The sequence below is a fragment of the Citrobacter sp. B72 genome (genome assembly GCF_016894305.1).
GTDB lineage: Bacteria > Pseudomonadota > Gammaproteobacteria > Enterobacterales > Enterobacteriaceae > Citrobacter > Citrobacter portucalensis.
In genome coordinates, this window is sequence record NZ_CP069801.1 from 2,224,129 (window position 1) to 2,244,051 (window position 19,923).

The following is a 19,923-nucleotide window of genomic DNA, read 5'->3' on the forward strand; positions in this document are numbered from 1 at the left end:
TATTAGGATTTACTGACACATAAAAGTGATGGTGAAAAAATGTTGCCTATCAGATATGCATTTTGAAGTTTTGATACATGCATTCGTTTCTCTGGTTCAGAGCTATCGTAGATGGCTTTAGTAAAAAAATCATCAGGCATTGTGTCAGCTGATTTCTTTCTCAGTCGTGCTTCAGAAAGCCTTACGGTGCCAGAATCTAGCATCACGTATTCAAACGCAATGGTACGCTGGACGCTACTTTTCCCAACGCCATGCTCTCCTGTTTCCGTAACGACACCAGAAAAATCAACCTCACCGGATCCGTCTTTATAAATCTGAACGTATACACTGCCATTGAATTTCACCCCATGAGGTAATTCTGGCATCGAGATCGTCGATACACAGTTGATGCTTATCCCATTATTGGGTGCCCAGTCAGCGATTCCTGTCGCGCGAACAGCAATTGCTGAAACAAACGCAATTGCTGAGACGCTTATCAGTGTTTTTTTCTTATTAATTTTCATGGATATAGATATCCTTGCAACCTGCAAATTTAGTTTTTTCTTTGTTATTCCAGGTGCAGCGGGACAAAAATACGCGTCCTTTTTCACCGTAGGTGTATAGATCGTCAGGCTGGAAGAAGTAGGTCGCACCCTGAATGCACGGAAGGTAAGTGTTTGTTAACAATCTGGCTTTTTCGAGTTTGACGGACATCATTTCTGGGGAGTTGTTATAAAAAGTATACACAGGGCACTGATCAATCTTACCGAGTTTCCAAGTCTTTATAGCTGAAATCATATCAGAAGCACCATTTTGTGATGGGTAAAAGGCTATAACCAGTGAACTCAGCAACAAAATCATTACAAAAATCCAGATTTTTGCCGATACTTGCGTTTTTTTAATTTGCACCGTTGACTGAACATTTAATGAATTGATTTCACGGTAGTTATCAGTCTCTCTGATAGATATAGAGTCATCAGGAACCAAGAAGCCCACCCGGGGTATAGTCTGAATGACTTCCTGATTACAGCCCAGATCGTGGAGTCCTCTTCGTATAAATGAAATGTACTGGCTCAGAGAGTTATTCGAGGCCTGAAACCCATTCTTATCCCAAACATTAACTAAAAGATCCTCACGGGAAACGACCTTGCCTCGTTGCTCAAGCAGGAACGAAAAAATACGATTCGCCGTGATGGAAAGTACAACCGAATTTTCGGGTGATGAAAGACTGGCAAGGACACCATCATCAGTTCTGAATGTTACTTCGTTGTAAATTTGGTAAAGCATATGTGTATTCATCTGCATATGATTGTTCCTCTCTATTTTAGCTGATATTTCACGTTTTGACATTGTGCTCTATCACGCATACGCATTTTGCAGTTAGATATTTTATAAAACTATTTCTTCTATTGCTTTATCAGAATATCTACCTATATGACATGACATTACTTCTATAGATTCCTGGGTAAGGTGTTGTTGTATTATTATTTTCGTCTCAAACCCTCCCAGTAACGAGGCTCTTCGTGAAGGTTCTGTCAATTAATTTTGAGAACATCATGAAGGGCATTATCAGGATTTACTCATGATGGATAGGCAAACATTCATGGTCATCACGCATGATACTTTTCTTCGTCAGTCTATTTTCGCTTTAATGAAACAAATTTGTTGTGAAAATAGAATATGTTTCATTGATGTCGATTCATTTAACTCGCTTGGAGAACTGAATGACACCCTATATCACTTTTCCAAAGAGGATGAAATTCGAACGATTTTGATCTCTCGCGGGTTATGGATCTCTAAGGTTATCTCATCTCAAATTGATTTATCTGTGTATGATGATTTAAACAAATGGCGACACCTTATAACGATAGCTAAACTAAAATCGGTGAGTAATGTAATTGAAAAAATTGAATTTTTCAAGGACTTCAAAGGAATGAGCCAATGTGAAGTTAAAACAATTCAATCACTAAAACTTTCAGAGAGTATTTTCTTGGCTGCAAAAAAATCAGGCGTAAGTTATAAAAACTTTTTGAGAAATACACTCGCCATAGCAAAGAGGTATAATCTTAAAAACACCGCCAACCTGCACTTCTTTGTTTACAGGTTTAATAAATAGGATTACTCTCAAAAAAGTTTTTCCAGGGTGGTAATCCCCCCTGGAGCTTTTTAATCATGAAGCTATTAGTTAACGACATGCTGAAAATATATATCGATAATATGTACTCACCAGAATGTATACTTCCGCTAACCAATAAAATGTCGTGTAACACCATTTAAAATTCAGCACAATAATCTTTAAATGTTTATTTTTATAGATGATGTATCTATAAATAACGCATTATTCATTATATATACCCTAGAAGAGGGGCGGCAAGTAAAATCACTCACGAAACGCCTGAGCTAAAAATCAGGCACTGATAATTTTGGCCCAAATTCACCTGTGAAGTAATCGCGAAAGAAAATGGGCTGTTAAAAGCGAGTGAGATGATGAACAAAGTATTTAAGGTTATCTGGAGCGTAGCCCGCTCGTGTGCCGTTGTTGTTTCCGAACTGGCACGTGGAAACGTACAATCAAGCAGTTCTTCGCTTATTACGGAAGAACAATACAGCGCAGAATTCCAGAATGCATATGTTTTTCGAATGGCACCTGTCGCTTTATTAATGCTTGCACTTTTTCCAGCGAAATCACAGGCAACAGATTATGTAGTAGACTCCATGACCCCACAAGATGCCATAGAGATAACAGTGAGTGGACGGGATAATACATTGTCAGGTAGCTTTTCGAATGTTTCGTATGGTAATAGTGGTTACACCAATATGACTCTGGGTGAGGCTTATGATAAAGGTCTTCTAGGTACTAATAGTGAGTATGTTAAGAATAACAACATATTTAACATCGGCTCGCAAAGCAAAGTAATTGACTTTATAGATCCAGTTACCGGGAATACGACATCAATAGCGGTCTACGATAATGATGCGATGGTCATTAACTCTCTCGCCGACTTTAATGTTACGATTTCAAATGCCGTGGGTGCTAACGGCCAGTATATAGATCGTAATCTATACAACGTTAATAGTGGAGCCACTCTTGATGTCAATGTTGGAAGTCAGGATGCCAACTGGATTAATGATAGGGAAAACTTATTTAGCGCTGTTTTCAAAAGTTCAAATACGAGTAGCATAAATAAAGCATCAGTTTTTAATGTTTCCAGTGAGTCTGGTGACAAAGCAGAGCTTAATTACCATTCTAAAACAATAGCCCAGTTAGGTAATGATTACAACAATCACAGTGGTGGCACGGCTATTGCGTACCCAGTGATTGACGAATTTACAGGTGAGTTCACCAGCAAACTTGGGCCACAAAATGTGACAAATGTGGAGGAGTTTAAAGCTTACAACGCTGCGTTAATCGCAGCGATTGAAAAAGGTGAGCTCTCAATGACCAGTGCAGAGTACAACGCTGAACTGAATTTGGCGCGAACTACCGGGTCTATCCCTATTTATGCGAATGAGGATGGGATTGCGTCTGATGATGCAGTTAGAGGAACGGTTAATCGTGATACCGTCTCCTACATCCACGGAACCGGCAAAGATGCCGTTATTAACATTGATAAAGACGCTAATCTGCAACTTTTTTGGTCTGATGCATCGCTGGTTAACCTGGAAAATGGTGCAACCTTAATCAATGAGGGCACACTAGGGTCGAATAACAATACGCTTCGTGGGGCCTATGTCGTCGCCGTTCACAGTGGTTCTGTATTTGAGAACAACGGGGTTGTTGATGCAGGGACTAACCCTGACATGGCTGAAAAATTGGGTTCGAGCGCAGCATTAGTCGCAGCAGGCCAGCACACGGCTATCCTGGCAAACGGCACATCCACTGTTAATAACAATGCCACTGGCGTGATTAACCTGGCAACGAGCTCTTCTCAATACAGTAATAAAGGTGTCCTACTCTCTTCGTCTGCGGTGCTGACAAATGACGGCACGATAAATGTCGCATCAATCGCGCAGACGAATACCACTGGCACACCGGTCACAACAGGTGTTGAGGCCGGCCAGCAATCAACATTTAACCATAACGGCATGTTGTACATCGGCCGGGAGGCTCAACGTGAGGGGACGGATGCGACTAACGATCTTCGTATTTCGGGAGACTCCATCGGTGTTCTGTTATCAGGCAGTGCGACGTATAACGGCGATAGGGCCTCAAAAATTGTAATTGGTTCTCAGACAACGAACGCAACAGCCATCGTTGTTAAAAATACCGCGACGTTAAATCAAAATGGCACGATAGAGATCAACGGCGATCTGCCCGGCGAATCCTCGATTGCGAACGTGGGGATCAACGTAAAATCAGGTACCGGTGAAAACCGGGTCGTGAACAACGGCGTAATCAATCAAAACGGGCAAAACAGTATCGGTATTGATGTGGAAGCCGGAGGAAAAATCACGCACGCGGGTGTCATTAACGTCAACTCCGGTGTAGATGAGGGGACGCATTACGCGAACTACGGTATCCGGGCGAGTGGTGAGGATGCCCTCGCCGTGGTATCAGGCGACGTCAATCTCAATGGCGATTATGCCATCGGTGTTCAGGCGCGTGATAAAGGCACCATCACCCTGGTGGATGACGGAACGGTGACCTTCAATGAAGGGAGTCACCAGACGGGGTATTACATCTACGGTGCCGGATCGTCAATTATCGATAATGCCACGAGTAATCAAACGGTTTCGACGACAGATTCGACACTTTATCGCGTCGATGGCGGCGCTGCGTTTGATGGTTCTAGTACCAATAAGTCACAAATGAATGCAACGGGTGATAACTCCACCATTATCCTTACGACGGATGCAGGTAGCAGTTTTAACTCCGGCAAGCTGGCGTTAAGCATTATGGGTGAAGGCTCAACTGGCGTTCGTATTGAAGGCGGTGCTACGGGGACAATCACGGCGGATGCCGATATTGTTAAAGTCGCCGGTAAGGGCACAACGGCGGGCATTGTTGACGGAAACTACTATGGCCTGGATGGTGAAGTCGTTGAAGCCAAAAAAGGTGAGTCGGTATTAACCAGCTATGCCACCCTTGAAACGGCCAACACCGCTGACGGCGCTTTCGGCTATATCGCTCGTAATGGTGGTACGCTGAACCATAAAGGCACTATTGATTTTGATCAGTCGGACAGTACCGGAGTGCTGATTTCCGGCGGTACGCTGAACAACGACGGCGATATTCAGGTGAATGGCGTGGCGGTCAATATTCAGGGCGCAGATTCCGTGGTGAACAATAGCGCGACCGTTTCTGCAACCGATGGCACCGCGGCGTATCTGGTCGAGAGCGACGCAACGCTTAACCTGACCGGTGAAGGGCAAACTTCCGCTGACGGCACGGCGCACGCCATTCTGTTGGCAAGCGGGGCGAAAGGGCTGGTCGTTGATGGCGCAACCATCACGATGGCCGCGGGCGGCAGCGGTAACGCCATTGAAAACCAGGCCAACCTTGCCGGTATTCAACTCAAAGAGACCCACATTACCGTCGGAAACGGCGTTGGTGTGCATACCGGGGCTTCCATGGATCGGATCAACTCTGGCACCATCAACGTCACTGGCAGCGGCACAGGTATCCTGTTTGAAAGTATGGACGGTTCGCAAACCGATCAGACCCTGGATATGTCCGACTCGCGCGATCTGGTCATCAACGTCCAGCAGGCGGGTGGTAAAGGGATCGTCACCAATTCCTCCGCAGACCTGAAAACCGGTGCCAGCGTCAACGTGCTGGACAGCGATGGCGCAGAGGCGCTGGTTGTCGGCGGGACCACGAAAAATATTGAACAGTCGGGCGAGCTGACGTCAGTTTCCACTTCGCATGCGGTGGTCGATGCAGATAACGGCTCTCTGGAAAGCTTCCTTAATAAAGGGGTGATCCGCGCGCTGGATGCTTCGCAAAAAGCGCTGGAAATCGTTAAAGGGAAGGGCATTGCCTTTACCAATGCCGCGGAAGCCAGCATCACCGGGATGGTAAATTTACTGAGTGGCGATAACACCGTCACGCTGGAGTCCGGCAGTACGGCAACCGATATCACCACCGGTAACGGCAGCGATCTCTTCTTGCTGAAAGACATCAAGGCGACGGAAACCTCGCTCTTCACCAGCCTGAATGGTGGAGAAGGTGAAGACACGCTCCGGTTGCAGAACGCACAGTACACTCTGAACAGTGCCGACGCCATTACCGGCATGGAGCATATCGATCTGACCAGCAACTCCGTGTTTACCGTCAATAACGTCGACTTCGTCCTGGGTGACGCAAAAGATGATGCAGCGAATACGGGTTACAGCATTGATACGAACAGTACGCTGCAACTGAACGCGACCGGCGATATGGCGTTCAACAGCCACCTCTCGGGAACCGGGACCGTGTCTGTGGATGCGTCCGGCAAGGCGTTTGATTTTACCGCCAACAATGCCGCAGACGGTTTCCAGGGCACGCTTGCGCTGCAAAACAGCACCCTTGAACTGGCCGGGTTAAATACTCAGGCCCTGGCTAAAGCGACGCTGAGCGCGGGTGAAGGCAGCCTCACGCATGTCGGCAAGGGCGAACAGAATATCGGCGGGCTGGCGTTTAACGGGGGCACGGTGAGTTTCGACGGTGTTACGCCGGGCAAAACGCAAGCGGATGGTACGATCCATGCGGGTAAAATGGATCTGAGTGGTCGCGGGACCGTTCAGGTGGATACCGGCAGCGTCAGCAATGATCGTCCACAGGCGGATACGACGCTCTCCCTGCTTGAGCAGGACGACGCACAGGAGTTGATCAAACTGGCCACCTCTGACTCCGCTGTGCAGGGTGGCGCGGGCAACCTGACGTTAACCGACAAAGACGGCAACGTCATCAGCGATGGCGTGGTGGCCGACATCGAGCAGAATGATGAAGTGGTGGCCAAAGGCACTTATGACTACCGCCTGACCGGTGGAGAAAACGACGACGGGTTGTATATCAGCTACGGGCTGACGCAGGTTGAACTGCTAGCGTCCGGCAGTAACGCGCTGGTGCTGGATGCCAACGATAAAACAGGTAATGCCGCTGACCTCAGCGCCCGCGTCACTGGCACCGGCGACCTGGCATTCGACAGCGCCAAAGGCCAGACCGTGTCACTTTCCAATATGGATAACGACTACACCGGCATCACCGATGTGCGTAGCGGCAACCTGCTGATGAATAACAACGACGTGCTGGGGCAGACCAGCGAACTGCGTCTGGCATCTGACACTGGTTTTGATATGAACGGCTACAGCCAGACGGTCGGTAAACTGACGGCCGCTGTCGATTCTTTGCTGAATATCCATGGTGGCAGCCTGACGATTGCGGATGGCGGTGAGGCGAACGGCACCTTAACAGGTAGCGGCGCGCTCAACCTGAACGGAGGAACGCTGACTGTCACGGGTGAAAACAGCACTATGACCGCGAAAACCACGATTGCCGAAGGGGCCACGGCGTTGCTGAACTCTACGCTGGGCCTCGGTACTGGTGACATCGTGGCGGCCGGTACGCTGGCGTTAAGTAATGCCGCAGGCGTGCTGTACAACGCCATCAGCGATAACGGCAGTGTCGAACTGACCGACAGCGATGTGGTGCTGGCCGGTAACAACAGCGAGTTTACCGGAACCTTTGACATTGATGGTGGATCGCAGCTTACCGCGTCCGTGGCTGAACATCTGGGCGATGCGGCGGTGAAAAACGCCGGTTCCCTGGTGCTCAACAGCGCCAGTAGCTGGGACCTGAACAACATTGTTTCCGGTGCGGGCAGCGTTACCAAGCTCGGCAGTGGCACCATCACCGTGGGCGAGAATGCCGAGTGGACCGGTGCCACACACATTGAGCAGGGGGGCCTGCAGCTGGGCAGCGAGATTGCTTCAGTGGTGCTGAGCAGCAAGCAGGTCAATATCGCAGAACAGGGAACGTTATCCGGGTTTGGCGGCGTGGCAGGTGATATCAACAACGCTGGTCTGCTTCAGGTTGGCACCGCTGAGAGTATAGGTACGCACACCTTTACGGTGGGTGGAAACGTCACCAACAACGGTACGATGGCCACCGGTGTGTCCGGTCAACAAGCCGGTAACCAACTGGTGATTAAGGGTAACTATGCGGGCAACGATGGGCTGCTGTCACTTAACACCGCGCTTGGCGACGATAAATCTGTCACCGATAAGCTGGTTGTGGAAGGTGACACCTCCGGCAACACGTATGTCACGGTGACGAATGCCGGGGGCAAAGGGGCGGCGACCATCAACGGTATTGAAGTTATTACCGTTGAGGGGGCGTCCGACGGTGATTTCACCCAGAAAGGCCGTATTGTTGCCGGGGCGTATGACTACACCCTGAACCGCGGTACCGGTGAAAACAGCAGTAACTGGTATCTAAACAGCAGCAAAACGGACCCGGGCACGGATCCGGGTGATAAAGAAACGCCGGATCTGCGTCCGGAAGGCGGCAGCTACACCGCAAACCTGGCGGCGGCAAACACCCTGTTTGTGACCCGTCTGCACGATCGCCTGGGTGAAACACAGTTCATCGACGCGTTAACCGGCGAGCAAAAAGTCACCAGCATGTGGATGCGTCACGTGGGCGGTCACAACAACTGGCGTGATGGCAGCGGGCAGCTCAAAACGCAGAGCAACCGTTACGCCGTTCAACTGGGCGGTGATGTGGCGCAGTGGAGCCAGAGTGGTCTTGACCGCTGGCATCTTGGTCTGATGGCCGGTTACGGCAACGACCACAGCAATACCCACACGTCACGTACGCAGTATGGTTCGAAAGGGTCTGTGAACGGCTATTCCGCCGGGGTTTACTCAACCTGGTATGCCAACGACGAGACGCACAGCGGGCTGTATGTCGATACCTGGGCACAGTACAACTGGTTTAACAACAGCGTGAAGGGTGAAGGTCTGCAGGGCGAATCCTATAAATCGAAAGGGGTGAACGCCTCGGTGGAAACCGGCTACACCTGGAAAATGGGGGAATACCAGACGCGTGAAGGTTCGACCAACGAATGGTATATCCAGCCGCAGGCACAGGCCGTGTGGATGGGCGTGAAAGCCGACGATCACCGTGAAAGCAACGGCACCCGCATCACCAGCAGCGGTGACGGTAATGTGCAAACGCGTCTTGGTGTGAAAACCTGGATCAAAGGCCACAGCCAGCTCGATAACGGTAAAGCGCGTGAGTTCCAGCCGTTTGCCGAAGTTAATTGGCTGCACAATACCCGTGATTTCAGCACCCGGATGGACGGCGTTAACGTCAGCCAGGCCGGAACGAAAAACCTGGGTGAGGTGAAAGTGGGTGTCGAAGGGCAGGTCAGCCCACGTTTCAACCTGTGGGGCAATGTCGGCGTGCAGGTGGGTGATAAAGGCTATAATGACAGTGCGGCAATGATCGGCGCGAAATGGAACTTCTGATAATCGTCTCCTGACCTTTTTGCCAGGCAACCAGTGGTTTGCCTGGCAATCCTGCTGGTTGGACTGACCCCACGCTCGTAGACAAATTCTTTCCTCACGACGGGGCCTGTTCAATAAGTTGAGACATTATGAAATGAAAAATCCACGCAATTGCGTGGATTTTATAGGTTTTGTCATTTTCATGAGATTCGTTGCAACCTCATGAGACAACACATTTTATTTAGACGTTGAACAGGAAGTTCATGATATCGCCATCTTTGACGATATAGTCCTTACCTTCGGCACGCATTTTCCCAGCTTCTTTCGCACCTTGCTCACCTTTATAGGTGATGAAATCTTCAAACGCGATGGTTTGTGCGCGGATAAAGCCTTTCTCGAAGTCGGTATGGATTTTACCGGCTGCCTGCGGAGCCGTGGCACCGACAGGAATGGTCCATGCACGGACTTCTTTCACGCCAGCGGTGAAGTAGGTCTGCAGGTTCAGCAATTCGTAGCCAGCACGGATAACGCGGTTCAGGCCCGGCTCTTCCAGACCCATTTCAGCCATGAATTCTTCACGGTCAGCATCATCGAGTTCTGCGATGTCAGCTTCAACGGCTGCGCAAACGGCAACCACAACAGAACCTTCGGCAGCCGCGATTTCGCGCACTTTATCGAGGTACGGGTTATTTTCAAAACCGTCTTCGTTGACGTTGGCGATGTACATTGTTGGCTTCAGCGTCAGGAAACTCAGGTATTTGATAGCCGCTTTGTCTTCGTCAGTCAGCGTTTTCAGCGCGCGCAGCATGCCAGCGTTTTCCAGCTGTGGCAGGCATTTTTCCAGCGCAGCCAGTTCTGCTTTAGCGTCTTTGTCGCCGCCTTTGGCCTTTTTCTGCACGCGATGGATAGCGCGCTCACAGGTGTCGAGGTCGGACAACGCCAGCTCGGTATTGATAACTTCAATGTCGTCAGCCGGATCCACTTTGTTATTAACGTGGATGATGTTGTCGTTTTCAAAGCAACGCACCACGTGGCCGATAGCTTCGGTTTCACGGATGTTGGTCAGGAACTGGTTACCCAGACCTTCACCTTTGGACGCACCTTTTACCAGACCGGCGATGTCGACGAATTCCATCGTTGTTGGCAGGATACGCTGCGGTTTGACGATTTCGGCCAGCTGATCCAGACGCGGATCGGGCATCGGGACAACACCGGTGTTCGGCTCGATAGTACAGAACGGGAAGTTTGCCGCTTCAATACCCGCTTTTGTGAGCGCGTTGAACAGGGTGGATTTGCCTACGTTTGGCAAACCGACGATACCGCATTTGAATCCCATGTTTAAATCACCTTAATCTTTTGATATTCAACCTGTTATGGAAAACAGATTGTAGAAATGTAAATAACTTTGCCTATTATACACAGCACGCGAGAAAAATGCCCCACATCGCTACTTATTGCGCTTTAAAGGTGTGTAACCGGCTCGTTGCTTTGGTCAGGCCATCTTTGAACAAAATCTCGGTACAACGTACCGCTTCGTCAATTGCTTCATCAATTAACTTCTGTTCTGAAACAGGTGGTTTGCCTAAAACAAATCCGACAACTTTGTTTTTATCGCCCGGATGGCCAATTCCAACGCGTAAACGATGAAAGTTGGGGTTATTACCTAACTTGCTAATGATGTCTTTCAGGCCATTATGTCCGCCATGGCCGCCGCCAAGCTTAAATTTGGCCACGCCAGGTGGCAGGTCTAACTCATCGTGTGCGACCAAAATTTCATCGGGGTTAATACGATAAAAACTGGCCATCGCACCGACAGCCTTGCCGCTCAGATTCATAAATGTGGTTGGCACCAGCAGACGGACGTCTTCACCTTCAAGCGTAACTCTGGAGGTGTAGCCGAAGAATTTCGGCTCATCGCGCAGGGGAGCGCGTAATCTTTCTGCCAGCAGATCGACATACCATGCTCCTGCATTGTGTCGCGTTGCCGCATACTCTGCGCCGGGGTTCGCCAGGCCGACAATCAATTTAATCGCCACGTGTTTTGTCCTGAGTGTTTCGATAAACGACGTGTAGTTTACTGTCTGACGCTGCTGTTGACAAAAAACTGCGTGCTTATCGCCAAAAGCTGAATAATTGCACAAATGGACTATTAGAAAATGAGTATGTTCAGTAGCTTATTTGTAAAGTTTTGTTGCATGAGTGTTTGTAATTGTGATCGCTCCCGCACTTGCGAACGGCAGTGTTGTCTATACTTTACACATAAGGATTAGGGGTATTCCCTGTAACAACCCAAAGTTCCGGAGGTGACACATGAAACGCAAAAACGCTTCGTTACTCGGTAACGTGCTCATGGCTTTAGGGTTGGTGGTGATGGTGGGTGGTGTTGGTTACTCTATTTTAAACCAACTGCCGCAATTTAATCTGCCACAGTTTTTCGCACATGGTGCCGTGCTCAGTATTTTTGTTGGTGGTGTCCTCTGGTTGGCGGGTGCCAGAGTGGGGGGGCACGAACAAATCAGCGATCGTTACTGGTGGGTGCGCCACTATGACAAACGCTGCCGTCGCGGTGATACCAATCACCGGCATAACTAAATAGCTCTCCCAACTCGGAGTGCAGTTGTTTGAACACAAAGTCCTGGTTTAAAAACCAGGGCTCTGCTTGTTCGTCAGTACTGGATTAAACGACTTCTACCCTTGGTGGCATACTACAAAGAAGCGTTATTCGAATAACCGATAATGTAACGCTTTGATCGCGCTGTCTGCATTGTCAGCCGGCAACAGGATGCTCAGGTTGTCGTTTGACGCCCCATGGCAAATCATTCGTACCGTATGCTCTTCAAGCCAGGCAAAAACGTCTTTGCAAACTCCCGCAGCCTGTGTGAGTTGATTCCCCACCAAAGTGACCAACGCCAGCCCGGTTTCCACTTCCACCCGACAGTGGGAGGACAATGCGGTAAACAATGCGGTGGTCAACACATGGTCTTCACCTGAGGTTGCATGAGTGGCGTCCAGCGCCAGCGCAATACTATTCTCTGAGGTTGTAACCAAATCCACCGTGACCGCATGGCGAGCTAAAATGGCGAAGGACTGCGCCAGGAAAGAACATGAAGTTTGCTTCTCCAGACTGTGTAACCGCAACAGCGTCTGTTTACGACGCACGGCGAGCGCGCGATAGCGAGGTGGATTATCGGTGGTGTTGTGCACCAGCGTACCTCCGGCGGCAGTATCCTTACTTGAGCCAACAAAGACCGGAATGCTTTTACGCATTGCCGGGAGCAGTGTCGCCGGGTGGAGGACCTTCGCACCATAGGCGGCCATATCGCTGGCCTCGGAAAATGAAATATGGTCGATTCGTTTGGCCCGCGGCGCAATGCGTGGGTCGGTGGTGTAGATCCCTGCGACGTCGGTCCAGATGTCAACGCGTGTGGCGTGAAGCGCCTCACCGAGAAGCGTAGCCGTGTAATCACTACCGCCGCGTCCAAGCGTTGTGGTGTGCCCTGCGGCATCACGCCCGATAAATCCCTGAGTCACCATAATCGCTTGCTCAAGACGAGGGCGCAGGTGAGTCTCCACCTGGTGGTGCAGTGTGCCAAGCTCGGGTTCGGCACAGCCGAAGTTCGAGTTAGTACGCATCACGCTACGGGCGTCAAACCACCCGGCCTCAGCATGCCGTTCACGTAACACTTCAGTAAACAGTAGCGAGGACATCAGCTCGCCATGGCTGACTAATTCATCGCTTAACGCATCAGACGGCGAAACCATCGCCGTTTGTGCAAGACGACGGATATTGTTTAGAAGATTATCGATTTCCGTGCTGATAACGGACGGCTGCTTCAGGCGGGAAATAATGTTGTATTGGATGGCGCGTAAAGTCTCAATCTTATCTAATTGTTGATGTGTTTCCAGACCTTCAGAAAGCTCAACCAGTAAGTTTGTCACGCCTGCTGAAGCAGACAAAACGACTAAACGGACATCTTGATCAGCAAGGACAATGCTGGCGCTGCGGTTCATCGCATCAAAATCAGCGACGCTGGTGCCGCCAAATTTGGCAACGACGGATGGTGGATAAATGCGAGTCATAACAATCTCATATCAGGGCGCCATAAAAGTATGGCTAGAAAATTTTCATTCTCGGCATAAGGGAACGAAGTTCGCCTTACGAAATGTCCGCCCGCGAACATTTCTGCTGACAACCCAGGGAATACCTGTTGTCGATAACGCGTGTCGCCTGTACGCGTTATCGGGTGCTGCGCATTAATTTTATCTACATAGCCTGCAAATAAGCGCGCCATACTAAGTGATTTATATTGAGGGATCGACTTTTTTATTCGATTTATCGACAAATAAGTGAAAAATCATGTCATCACAAGATATTGCGAGCATCATTAATGGTAAAAACGTGTAAAAAAATAATAAAAACACGAAAATTCCATGGTTTTTATTAGATTGTCTGCGTTGCAATTAGCTACAACATTGTTAATTAAATAGATATATTTCTTTAGGATTTAGTAATGGTAAATGGTTGTTACACTTTGAATTTAAAGGGGAAAGTTGTTATTTTTAATGCCGAAAAATAAATGATTGAGTCCTAAGCTAAAACAACATATATTAGCCGCGCTTTTTTACAGGTAATCCTTATAACCATTTATTCAATCAGGCGTTAATCTACACCTGGTTGTAGGAGTGATATGATGACGGATAAAGTCCGTATTGATACTTTAAGTGCTAATTCATTACCGCAGAGCAATGATACCTTTTTAGCAAGACAGGCTGAGTTTGAATCTAATGTCCGCAGCTATCCACGTAAACTGCCATTAGCGATCGCTAAAGCGCAGGGCGTCTGGATTACTGATGTAGAAAATAATCAATATCTTGATTGCCTGGCAGGTGCCGGAACCCTGGCGCTTGGTCATAACCATCCTGAAGTGCTGCAGAGCATTCAAAGTGTCATCACAAGCGGCTTACCGTTACATACGCTTGACCTTACCACGCCGTTAAAAGATGAATTCTCATCTTATTTACTTTCTTTATTACCGGGTCAGGGCAAAGAATATTGCCTGCAGTTCACCGGTCCGTCCGGCGCAGATGCTGTTGAAGCGGCGCTGAAGCTGGCGAAGAAAGTCACCGGCCGTTCCAGCATCATCAGTTTCTCCGGTGGCTACCACGGGATGACCCACGGCGCGCTGTCCGTGACCGGCAACCTGTCGCCGAAAGAAGCGGTCAGCAACATGATGGCGGAAGTGCAGTTTATGCCGTATCCGCATCAATACCGTTGTCCGCTGGGTATCGGCGGCGACGCTGGCGTTAAAGCATTAACCTACTACTTCGAAAACCTGATCAACGACGTTGAAAGCGGCGTGCGTAAACCGGCTGCCGTGATCCTCGAAGCGGTGCAGGGTGAAGGTGGCGTGAATCCGGCTCCGGTCGAGTGGCTGCAACGCATTCGTAAAGTGACGCAGGAACACGGCATTCTGCTGATCATCGATGAAGTTCAGGCGGGCTTTGCACGTACCGGTAAACTGTTCGCCTTCGAACACGCCGGTATTGAGCCAGATATCATCGTGATGTCCAAAGCGGTTGGCGGCGGTCTGCCACTGGCGGTGCTGGGCATTAAAAAGCAGTTCGATGCGTGGGCTCCGGGCCACCACACTGGTACTTTCCGCGGCAACCAGTTGGCGATGGCGACCGGTCTGACAACGCTGAAGATCCTCAAAGACGACAAGATTGCCGATAAAGTTGCTGCCCAGGGCGAGTGGCTGAAAGGCAAACTGGCTGACCTGCAGAAACGCTACCCGGTTATCGGCCAGGTGCGCGGTCTGGGTCTGATGATCGGCCTGGAAATCGTGAAGCCGAACGAAGCGCAGGATCACATGGGCTGCTACCCGGCCGATGGCGAGCTGTCCGCGTTGCTGCAGAAAAAATGCTTCGAAAATGGGCTGATTCTGGAGCGTGGTGGCCGCAATGGTTGCGTGCTGCGCCTGTTGCCGTCACTGCTGATCACCAACGCTGAGCTGGAAATCTTCCTCGATAAATTCGAAAACGCCCTGCTGGGCGCTGGCGTGAAGCCGGTTTAAACGGAGTTGGATCGAATGTCAGACGTAAACCCGATTCTGTCCGGCTCGGCGCAAAGCATTGCAGCTTATCAGGACGCTATCGAGCAGAGTACGCAAGCGGTCGTTGAATGGTTAAAGCAGCCTGAGATGTATCAGGGTAAAACCGTTGAGCAACTGCGTGAACGTATCAACCTGAATTTTACGTCTCAGGGCCTGGGCAACCAGGCCGCTATTGAGCGTGCGGTTGAATACTTTCTCAAAGACAGCTTGTTGGTTCACCATGCGCAGTGCGTGGCGCATCTGCACTGCCCGAGCCTGGTGATTAGCCAGGCGGCGGAAGTGCTGATCAACGCCACCAACCAGAGTATGGACTCCTGGGACCAGAGCCCGTCGGCCACCATCATTGAGATCAAGCTGATCGAGTGGTTGCGTGAGCAGGTTGGATACCCGGCAGGCGATGCGGGCGTATTCACCAGCGGCGGTACGCAGAGTAACCTGATGGGCCTGATGCTGGCGCGTGATGCTTTTTTCGCTCGCCAGGGGCACTCCATTCAGCAGGATGGTCTGACCGGTGATCTGAGTAAAATCAAAGTGTTCTGCTCTGAAAGCGCGCACTTCTCCGTGCAGAAGAACATGGCGCTGATGGGGCTGGGCTACCGTTCCGTCACCCAGGTGAAGACCGATGCGTTTTCACGCATGGATCTGGCTGACCTGAAAGACAAGCTGGCCCAGGCGAAAGCCAACGGTGAGCAGGTGATGGCAATCGTCGCCACTGCCGGTACTACCGATGCGGGCGCAATCGATCCGTTAGCGGATATTGCAGCGCTGGCTGCAGAACATCAGATCTGGATGCACGTGGATGCGGCATGGGGCGGGGCGTTACTGCTTTCTGAGAAGTACCGTGACTTCCTGAACGGCCTTGAACTGGCAGATTCCGTGACGCTGGATTTCCACAAGCAGTTCTTCCAGACCATCAGTTGCGGTGCGTTCCTGTTAAAAGATGCGCGCCACTACGAGCTGATGCGTTACCAGGCGGCGTACCTGAACTCTGATTTCGATGAAGAGGCTGGCGTACCAAACCTGGTATCGAAGTCACTGCAGACCACGCGCCGTTTCGACGCGCTGAAGCTGTGGATGGGCCTCGAAGCGCTGGGCAAAAAGCAGTATGCCGAGATCATTGATAACGGTGTGACGCTGGCGCGTGATGTTGCTGAGTTTGTCAAAACCCAGCCACATCTTGAACTGGTGATGGAGCCGCAGCTGGCAAGTGTGCTGTTCCGCTTCCGGCCGCAAAGTGACGACATGGCGTTTGTCGCGCTGCTGAACCAGCGTATTGGTGACGTTCTGCTGGCTTCTGGTAGCGCCAACGTCGGCGTGACCGAAGCAGATGGTGTCACCTGCCTGAAGCTAACGCTGCTCAATCCGACGGTATGTCTGGAGGATGTTAAAGTCCTGCTGGCAAGGGTGAAGGCAACGGCTGAGCAACTGTTGAACGCGTAAGCAATAAGCTTGTTATAAAAATGGCTCCCAGGTAAGGGAGCCATTTTTTTGTCTGTCATTTGCAATCCGGCGGCGTTTCGCCTGGCCGGGCTACACGTTAGCGGATATCTGCTAGCGCAGCATCTTTATTCGGGAAGAACGTCAGGCGCCCGGCAATCGGCTGAATACCCGCGCGCGCCATGGTTCGTAGCGGCTGGAATTCCAGATTACTGATGCGTAATTCACAACCTTCCGGCAGACGTTTTACAAAGCGCTGGAAAGCGTCCAGACCACCGGCATCCAGTACCGGGACCGCGTCCCACTTCAAGACTACGATGCGTTTACTTTCAATACGCGACTCAAGATCGGTAAATAATCCTTCCGCCGCGGCAAAGAACAGCGGACCAATAACGCGCAGCACCAGCACATCGTCCGGTACGTCTACGTTGACCGGCGCCAGGCGAGTCATGCGCGCAATACGACGCATAAACAGCAGAGAGGCGAGAACGATACCGACGCTGATGGCAATAACCATGTCGAACAGTACCGTCAGCGACATACACATCAGCATGACAATGATGTCGTCTTTCGGTGCATGGCGCAGCAAATCCACCACTTTATGCGCTTCACTCATGTTCCATGCCACCATCAGCAGTAGGGCGGCCATGGCGGAAAGCGGTAACCAGGAAAGCAGCGGTGCAAGTACCAGCAGGGCAAGGATCACCAGAATCGCGTGTATAACCGCAGAGATTGGCGAGGTCGCCCCGGCGCGGACGTTTGCCGCAGAGCGGGCAATTGCCGCTGTGGCGGTGATACCGCCAAAGAATGGTGCCACGATGTTACCCAGCCCCTGGCCAATCAACTCGCTGTTAGCTTTATGCTTGGTTCCGGTCATCCCATCGAGTACGACGGCGCACAGCAGAGATTCAATTGCCCCCAGCATCGCCATCGAGAAGGCTGCCGGTAACAGCGCCTGTAACGAGCTCCAGCTTAGGGTAAAGTTTGATTCCGGCATATTCCACGGCAGGACCAGCTGCGGCAGCAACTGCGGGATACCATTACCCTGTGAGCCGTCAGCCAGAATGTAGTGGAACTGAGAACCAATGGTGGCGACATGGCCGCCGGTCAGGTTCACGATACCCATTACCGCACAGCCTGCCAGCAGTGCGGGAAGGTGACCCGGCAGTCGGATCCCCAGGCGCGGCCAGAAAATCAGGATCCCCAGCGTCACTACGCCAATGGCGGCATCGCCGAAATTGATGGTCGGCAAGGCCATAAACAGCGCACCAACCTTCTGCAGATAGTGCTCCGGGACATGGGCCATCTGCAGGCCAAGAAAATCTTTAATCTGCATGGTACCGATGGTGATACCAATACCCGATGTAAAACCTAACGTTACCGACACGGGGATATATTCGATCAGGCGGCCAAAACGAGCGAGGCCGAAAAGGATCAGGAATATCCCGGACATGAGCGTGGCAACCAGCAGGCCTGCCAGCCCAAACTGTTGCGACACTGGATACAGAATCACCACGAAGGCGGCGGTTGGGCCAGATACGCTAAAGCGCGATCCCCCGGTAAGGGCGATAACAATCCCAGCGACGGCTGAGGTATACAGGCCGTACTGCGGCGCAACGCCACTGCCTATTGCCAGGGCCATTGCCAGCGGAATGGCGATGATCCCAACGGTTATCCCGGCGATCAGGTCACGGGTAAAGCGAGAGGCAGTATATTTTTCTTTCCAACAAGCGTCGATGAGGGCGCGGAAAGGCATCACATGTGAGGAAAATAATCTGTTCACAATAATGTTTCATCCATGAGCGCATCATCTGTCAACTAAATGGCAGGTGAAGGAGGCATAAGTCATACAAATAAGTATTGCAGATAAAAAAACCCGCCGCAGCGGGTTTTTGAGCCGGGCTCGATTAATGCTCGAACATAGCAGAGATGGATTCTTCGTTGCTGATACGACGAATCGCTTCGGCCAGCATACCCGACAGGGTCAATGTACGCACGTTTGGCAGCGCTTTGATTTCGTCAGTCAGTGGAATAGTGTCACAGACAACGACTTCATCAATCACTGAGTTGCGCAGGTTGTTTGCCGCATTACCTGAGAAGATCGGGTGAGTGGCGTAAGCAAATACGCGTTTAGCACCACGTTCTTTCAGTGCTTCTGCTGCTTTGCACAGCGTACCGCCGGTATCGATCATGTCATCAACCAGAACACAGTCACGACCTGCAACGTCACCGATAATGTGCATCACCTGAGAAACGTTCGCACGCGGGCGACGTTTGTCGATGATAGCCATGTCGGTATCGTTCAGCAGTTTAGCGATAGCGCGGGCACGCACGACGCCACCGATATCCGGAGAAACCACAATCGGGTTGTCCAGGTTCAGCTGCAGCATGTCTTCTAACAGGATCGGGCTACCGAATACGTTATCAACCGGTACGTCAAAGAAGCCCTGGATCTGTTCAGCATGCAGGTCAACGGTGAGGACGCGGTCAACGCCAACGCTGGACAGGAAATCAGCGACGACTTTAGCGGTAATCGGTACACGAGCGGAACGTACGCGACGATCCTGACGTGCATAGCCGAAGTAAGGAATAACGGCGGTGATACGGCCTGCGGAAGCACGGCGCAGCGCATCAACCATAACGACCAATTCCATCAGGTTGTCGTTAGTAGGGGCACAAGTGGACTGGATGATGAAAATATCACCACCGCGTACATTTTCATTAATTTGTACGCTGACTTCGCCGTCGCTAAAGCGACCTACAGCGGCGTCGCCGAGTGAAGTGTACAGGCGGTTGGCAATACGTTGTGCTAGTTCCGGGGTGGCGTTACCAGCAAAAAGCTTCATATCAGGCACGAGAAGAACCTCAGGCATGCGTCCATTGGTGGAAAGAATCTGCCGAAAACTGTGCGGGCCAGGCAGTATCCTCTCCATGCGGTGTATTAAAGAGCGCGATGCAACGT

Annotated in this window: 12 protein-coding genes; 5 read left to right on the forward strand and 7 right to left on the reverse strand. The window is 50.7% G+C overall.

What is annotated here, in order from left to right:
• Positions 1–2: 2 nt before the first annotated feature.
• On the reverse strand, positions 3–503 hold the full coding sequence (locus JQN59_RS10650; protein ID WP_048216234.1) for a hypothetical protein: 501 nt from the start codon (positions 501–503) through the stop codon (positions 3–5).
• The gene (locus JQN59_RS10655) at positions 493–1,284 is read right to left on the reverse strand and encodes a winged helix-turn-helix domain-containing protein (protein WP_239484220.1); all 792 of its coding nucleotides are present in this window, start codon (positions 1,282–1,284) and stop codon (positions 493–495) included. Before JQN59_RS10655 ends, JQN59_RS10650 begins: the two co-directional genes overlap by 11 nt.
• A 277-nt stretch (positions 1,285–1,561) precedes the next feature.
• On the opposite strand from JQN59_RS10655, the gene JQN59_RS10660 reads away from it, so the two are divergent.
• Together JQN59_RS10660 and JQN59_RS10665 are read left to right on the forward strand one after the other, a co-directional pair.
• Entirely contained in the window at positions 1,562–2,095 is a 534-nt protein-coding gene (locus JQN59_RS10660; protein ID WP_128612292.1) for a hypothetical protein, read from the forward strand.
• Between the two features lie 371 nt (positions 2,096–2,466).
• Complete coding sequence (locus JQN59_RS10665; RefSeq protein ID WP_149607730.1) at positions 2,467–9,432, forward strand: autotransporter outer membrane beta-barrel domain-containing protein; 6,966 nt, start codon at positions 2,467–2,469, stop codon at positions 9,430–9,432.
• Positions 9,433–9,652: 220 nt separating this feature from the next.
• Here JQN59_RS10665 and ychF read toward each other — a convergent pair whose 3' ends face one another.
• Together ychF and pth are read right to left on the reverse strand one after the other, a co-directional pair.
• A complete protein-coding gene (gene ychF, locus JQN59_RS10670) occupies positions 9,653–10,747 on the reverse strand; it encodes a redox-regulated ATPase YchF (protein ID WP_003020818.1) in 1,095 nt (364 codons plus the stop codon).
• 115 nt (positions 10,748–10,862) lie between these two features.
• The gene (gene pth / locus JQN59_RS10675; protein ID WP_048216236.1) at positions 10,863–11,447 is read right to left on the reverse strand and encodes an aminoacyl-tRNA hydrolase; all 585 of its coding nucleotides are present in this window, start codon (positions 11,445–11,447) and stop codon (positions 10,863–10,865) included.
• 274 nt (positions 11,448–11,721) lie between these two features.
• On the opposite strand from pth, the gene ychH reads away from it, so the two are divergent.
• The gene (gene ychH / locus JQN59_RS10680) at positions 11,722–12,003 is read left to right on the forward strand and encodes a stress-induced protein YchH (protein ID WP_003833480.1); all 282 of its coding nucleotides are present in this window, start codon (positions 11,722–11,724) and stop codon (positions 12,001–12,003) included.
• Between the two features lie 126 nt (positions 12,004–12,129).
• On the opposite strand, the gene lysC is transcribed toward ychH, so the two are convergent.
• On the reverse strand, positions 12,130–13,491 hold the full coding sequence (gene lysC, locus JQN59_RS10685) for a lysine-sensitive aspartokinase 3 (protein WP_048216237.1): 1,362 nt from the start codon (positions 13,489–13,491) through the stop codon (positions 12,130–12,132).
• A 608-nt stretch (positions 13,492–14,099) separates the two neighbouring features.
• Here lysC and JQN59_RS10690 point away from each other — a divergent pair.
• Positions 14,100–15,485: a diaminobutyrate--2-oxoglutarate transaminase gene (locus tag JQN59_RS10690; RefSeq protein WP_008784983.1), complete on the forward strand. Its 1,386-nt coding sequence runs from the start codon at positions 14,100–14,102 to the stop codon at positions 15,483–15,485.
• 15 nt (positions 15,486–15,500) lie between these two features.
• A complete protein-coding gene (locus tag JQN59_RS10695; protein ID WP_149607717.1) occupies positions 15,501–16,964 on the forward strand; it encodes a pyridoxal phosphate-dependent decarboxylase family protein in 1,464 nt (487 codons plus the stop codon).
• Positions 16,965–17,061: 97 nt separating this feature from the next.
• Here the strand turns inward: JQN59_RS10695 and dauA are convergent, their stop codons facing one another.
• Positions 17,062–18,717, reverse strand: coding sequence for a C4-dicarboxylic acid transporter DauA (dauA, locus tag JQN59_RS10700; RefSeq protein ID WP_239484225.1), 1,656 nt, complete (start codon positions 18,715–18,717; stop codon positions 17,062–17,064).
• 151 nt (positions 18,718–18,868) lie between these two features.
• Positions 18,869–19,816, reverse strand: a complete 948-nt coding sequence (gene prs, locus JQN59_RS10705; protein WP_001518537.1) for a ribose-phosphate diphosphokinase — start codon at positions 19,814–19,816, stop codon at positions 18,869–18,871.
• Between the last annotated feature and the right edge of the window lie 107 nt (positions 19,817–19,923).

Excerpts from the sequence above, each read along its gene's own strand:
- ychH (WP_003833480.1), top strand. The coding sequence starts at position 11,722 with ATGAAACGCAAAAACGCTTCGTTACTCGGTAACGTGCTCATGGCTTTA.
- JQN59_RS10695 (WP_149607717.1), top strand. The coding sequence starts at position 15,501 with ATGTCAGACGTAAACCCGATTCTGTCCGGCTCGGCGCAAAGCATTGCA.
- JQN59_RS10690 (WP_008784983.1), top strand. The coding sequence starts at position 14,100 with ATGATGACGGATAAAGTCCGTATTGATACTTTAAGTGCTAATTCATTA.
- JQN59_RS10660 (WP_128612292.1), top strand. The coding sequence starts at position 1,562 with ATGATGGATAGGCAAACATTCATGGTCATCACGCATGATACTTTTCTT.
- ychF (WP_003020818.1), bottom strand. The coding sequence starts at position 10,747 with ATGGGATTCAAATGCGGTATCGTCGGTTTGCCAAACGTAGGCAAATCC.
- lysC (WP_048216237.1), bottom strand. The coding sequence starts at position 13,491 with ATGACTCGCATTTATCCACCATCCGTCGTTGCCAAATTTGGCGGCACC.
- JQN59_RS10650 (WP_048216234.1), bottom strand. The coding sequence starts at position 503 with ATGAAAATTAATAAGAAAAAAACACTGATAAGCGTCTCAGCAATTGCG.
- dauA (WP_239484225.1), bottom strand. The coding sequence starts at position 18,717 with ATGCCTTTCCGCGCCCTCATCGACGCTTGTTGGAAAGAAAAATATACT.
- JQN59_RS10665 (WP_149607730.1), top strand. The coding sequence starts at position 2,467 with ATGAACAAAGTATTTAAGGTTATCTGGAGCGTAGCCCGCTCGTGTGCC.
- JQN59_RS10655 (WP_239484220.1), bottom strand. The coding sequence starts at position 1,284 with ATGCAGATGAATACACATATGCTTTACCAAATTTACAACGAAGTAACA.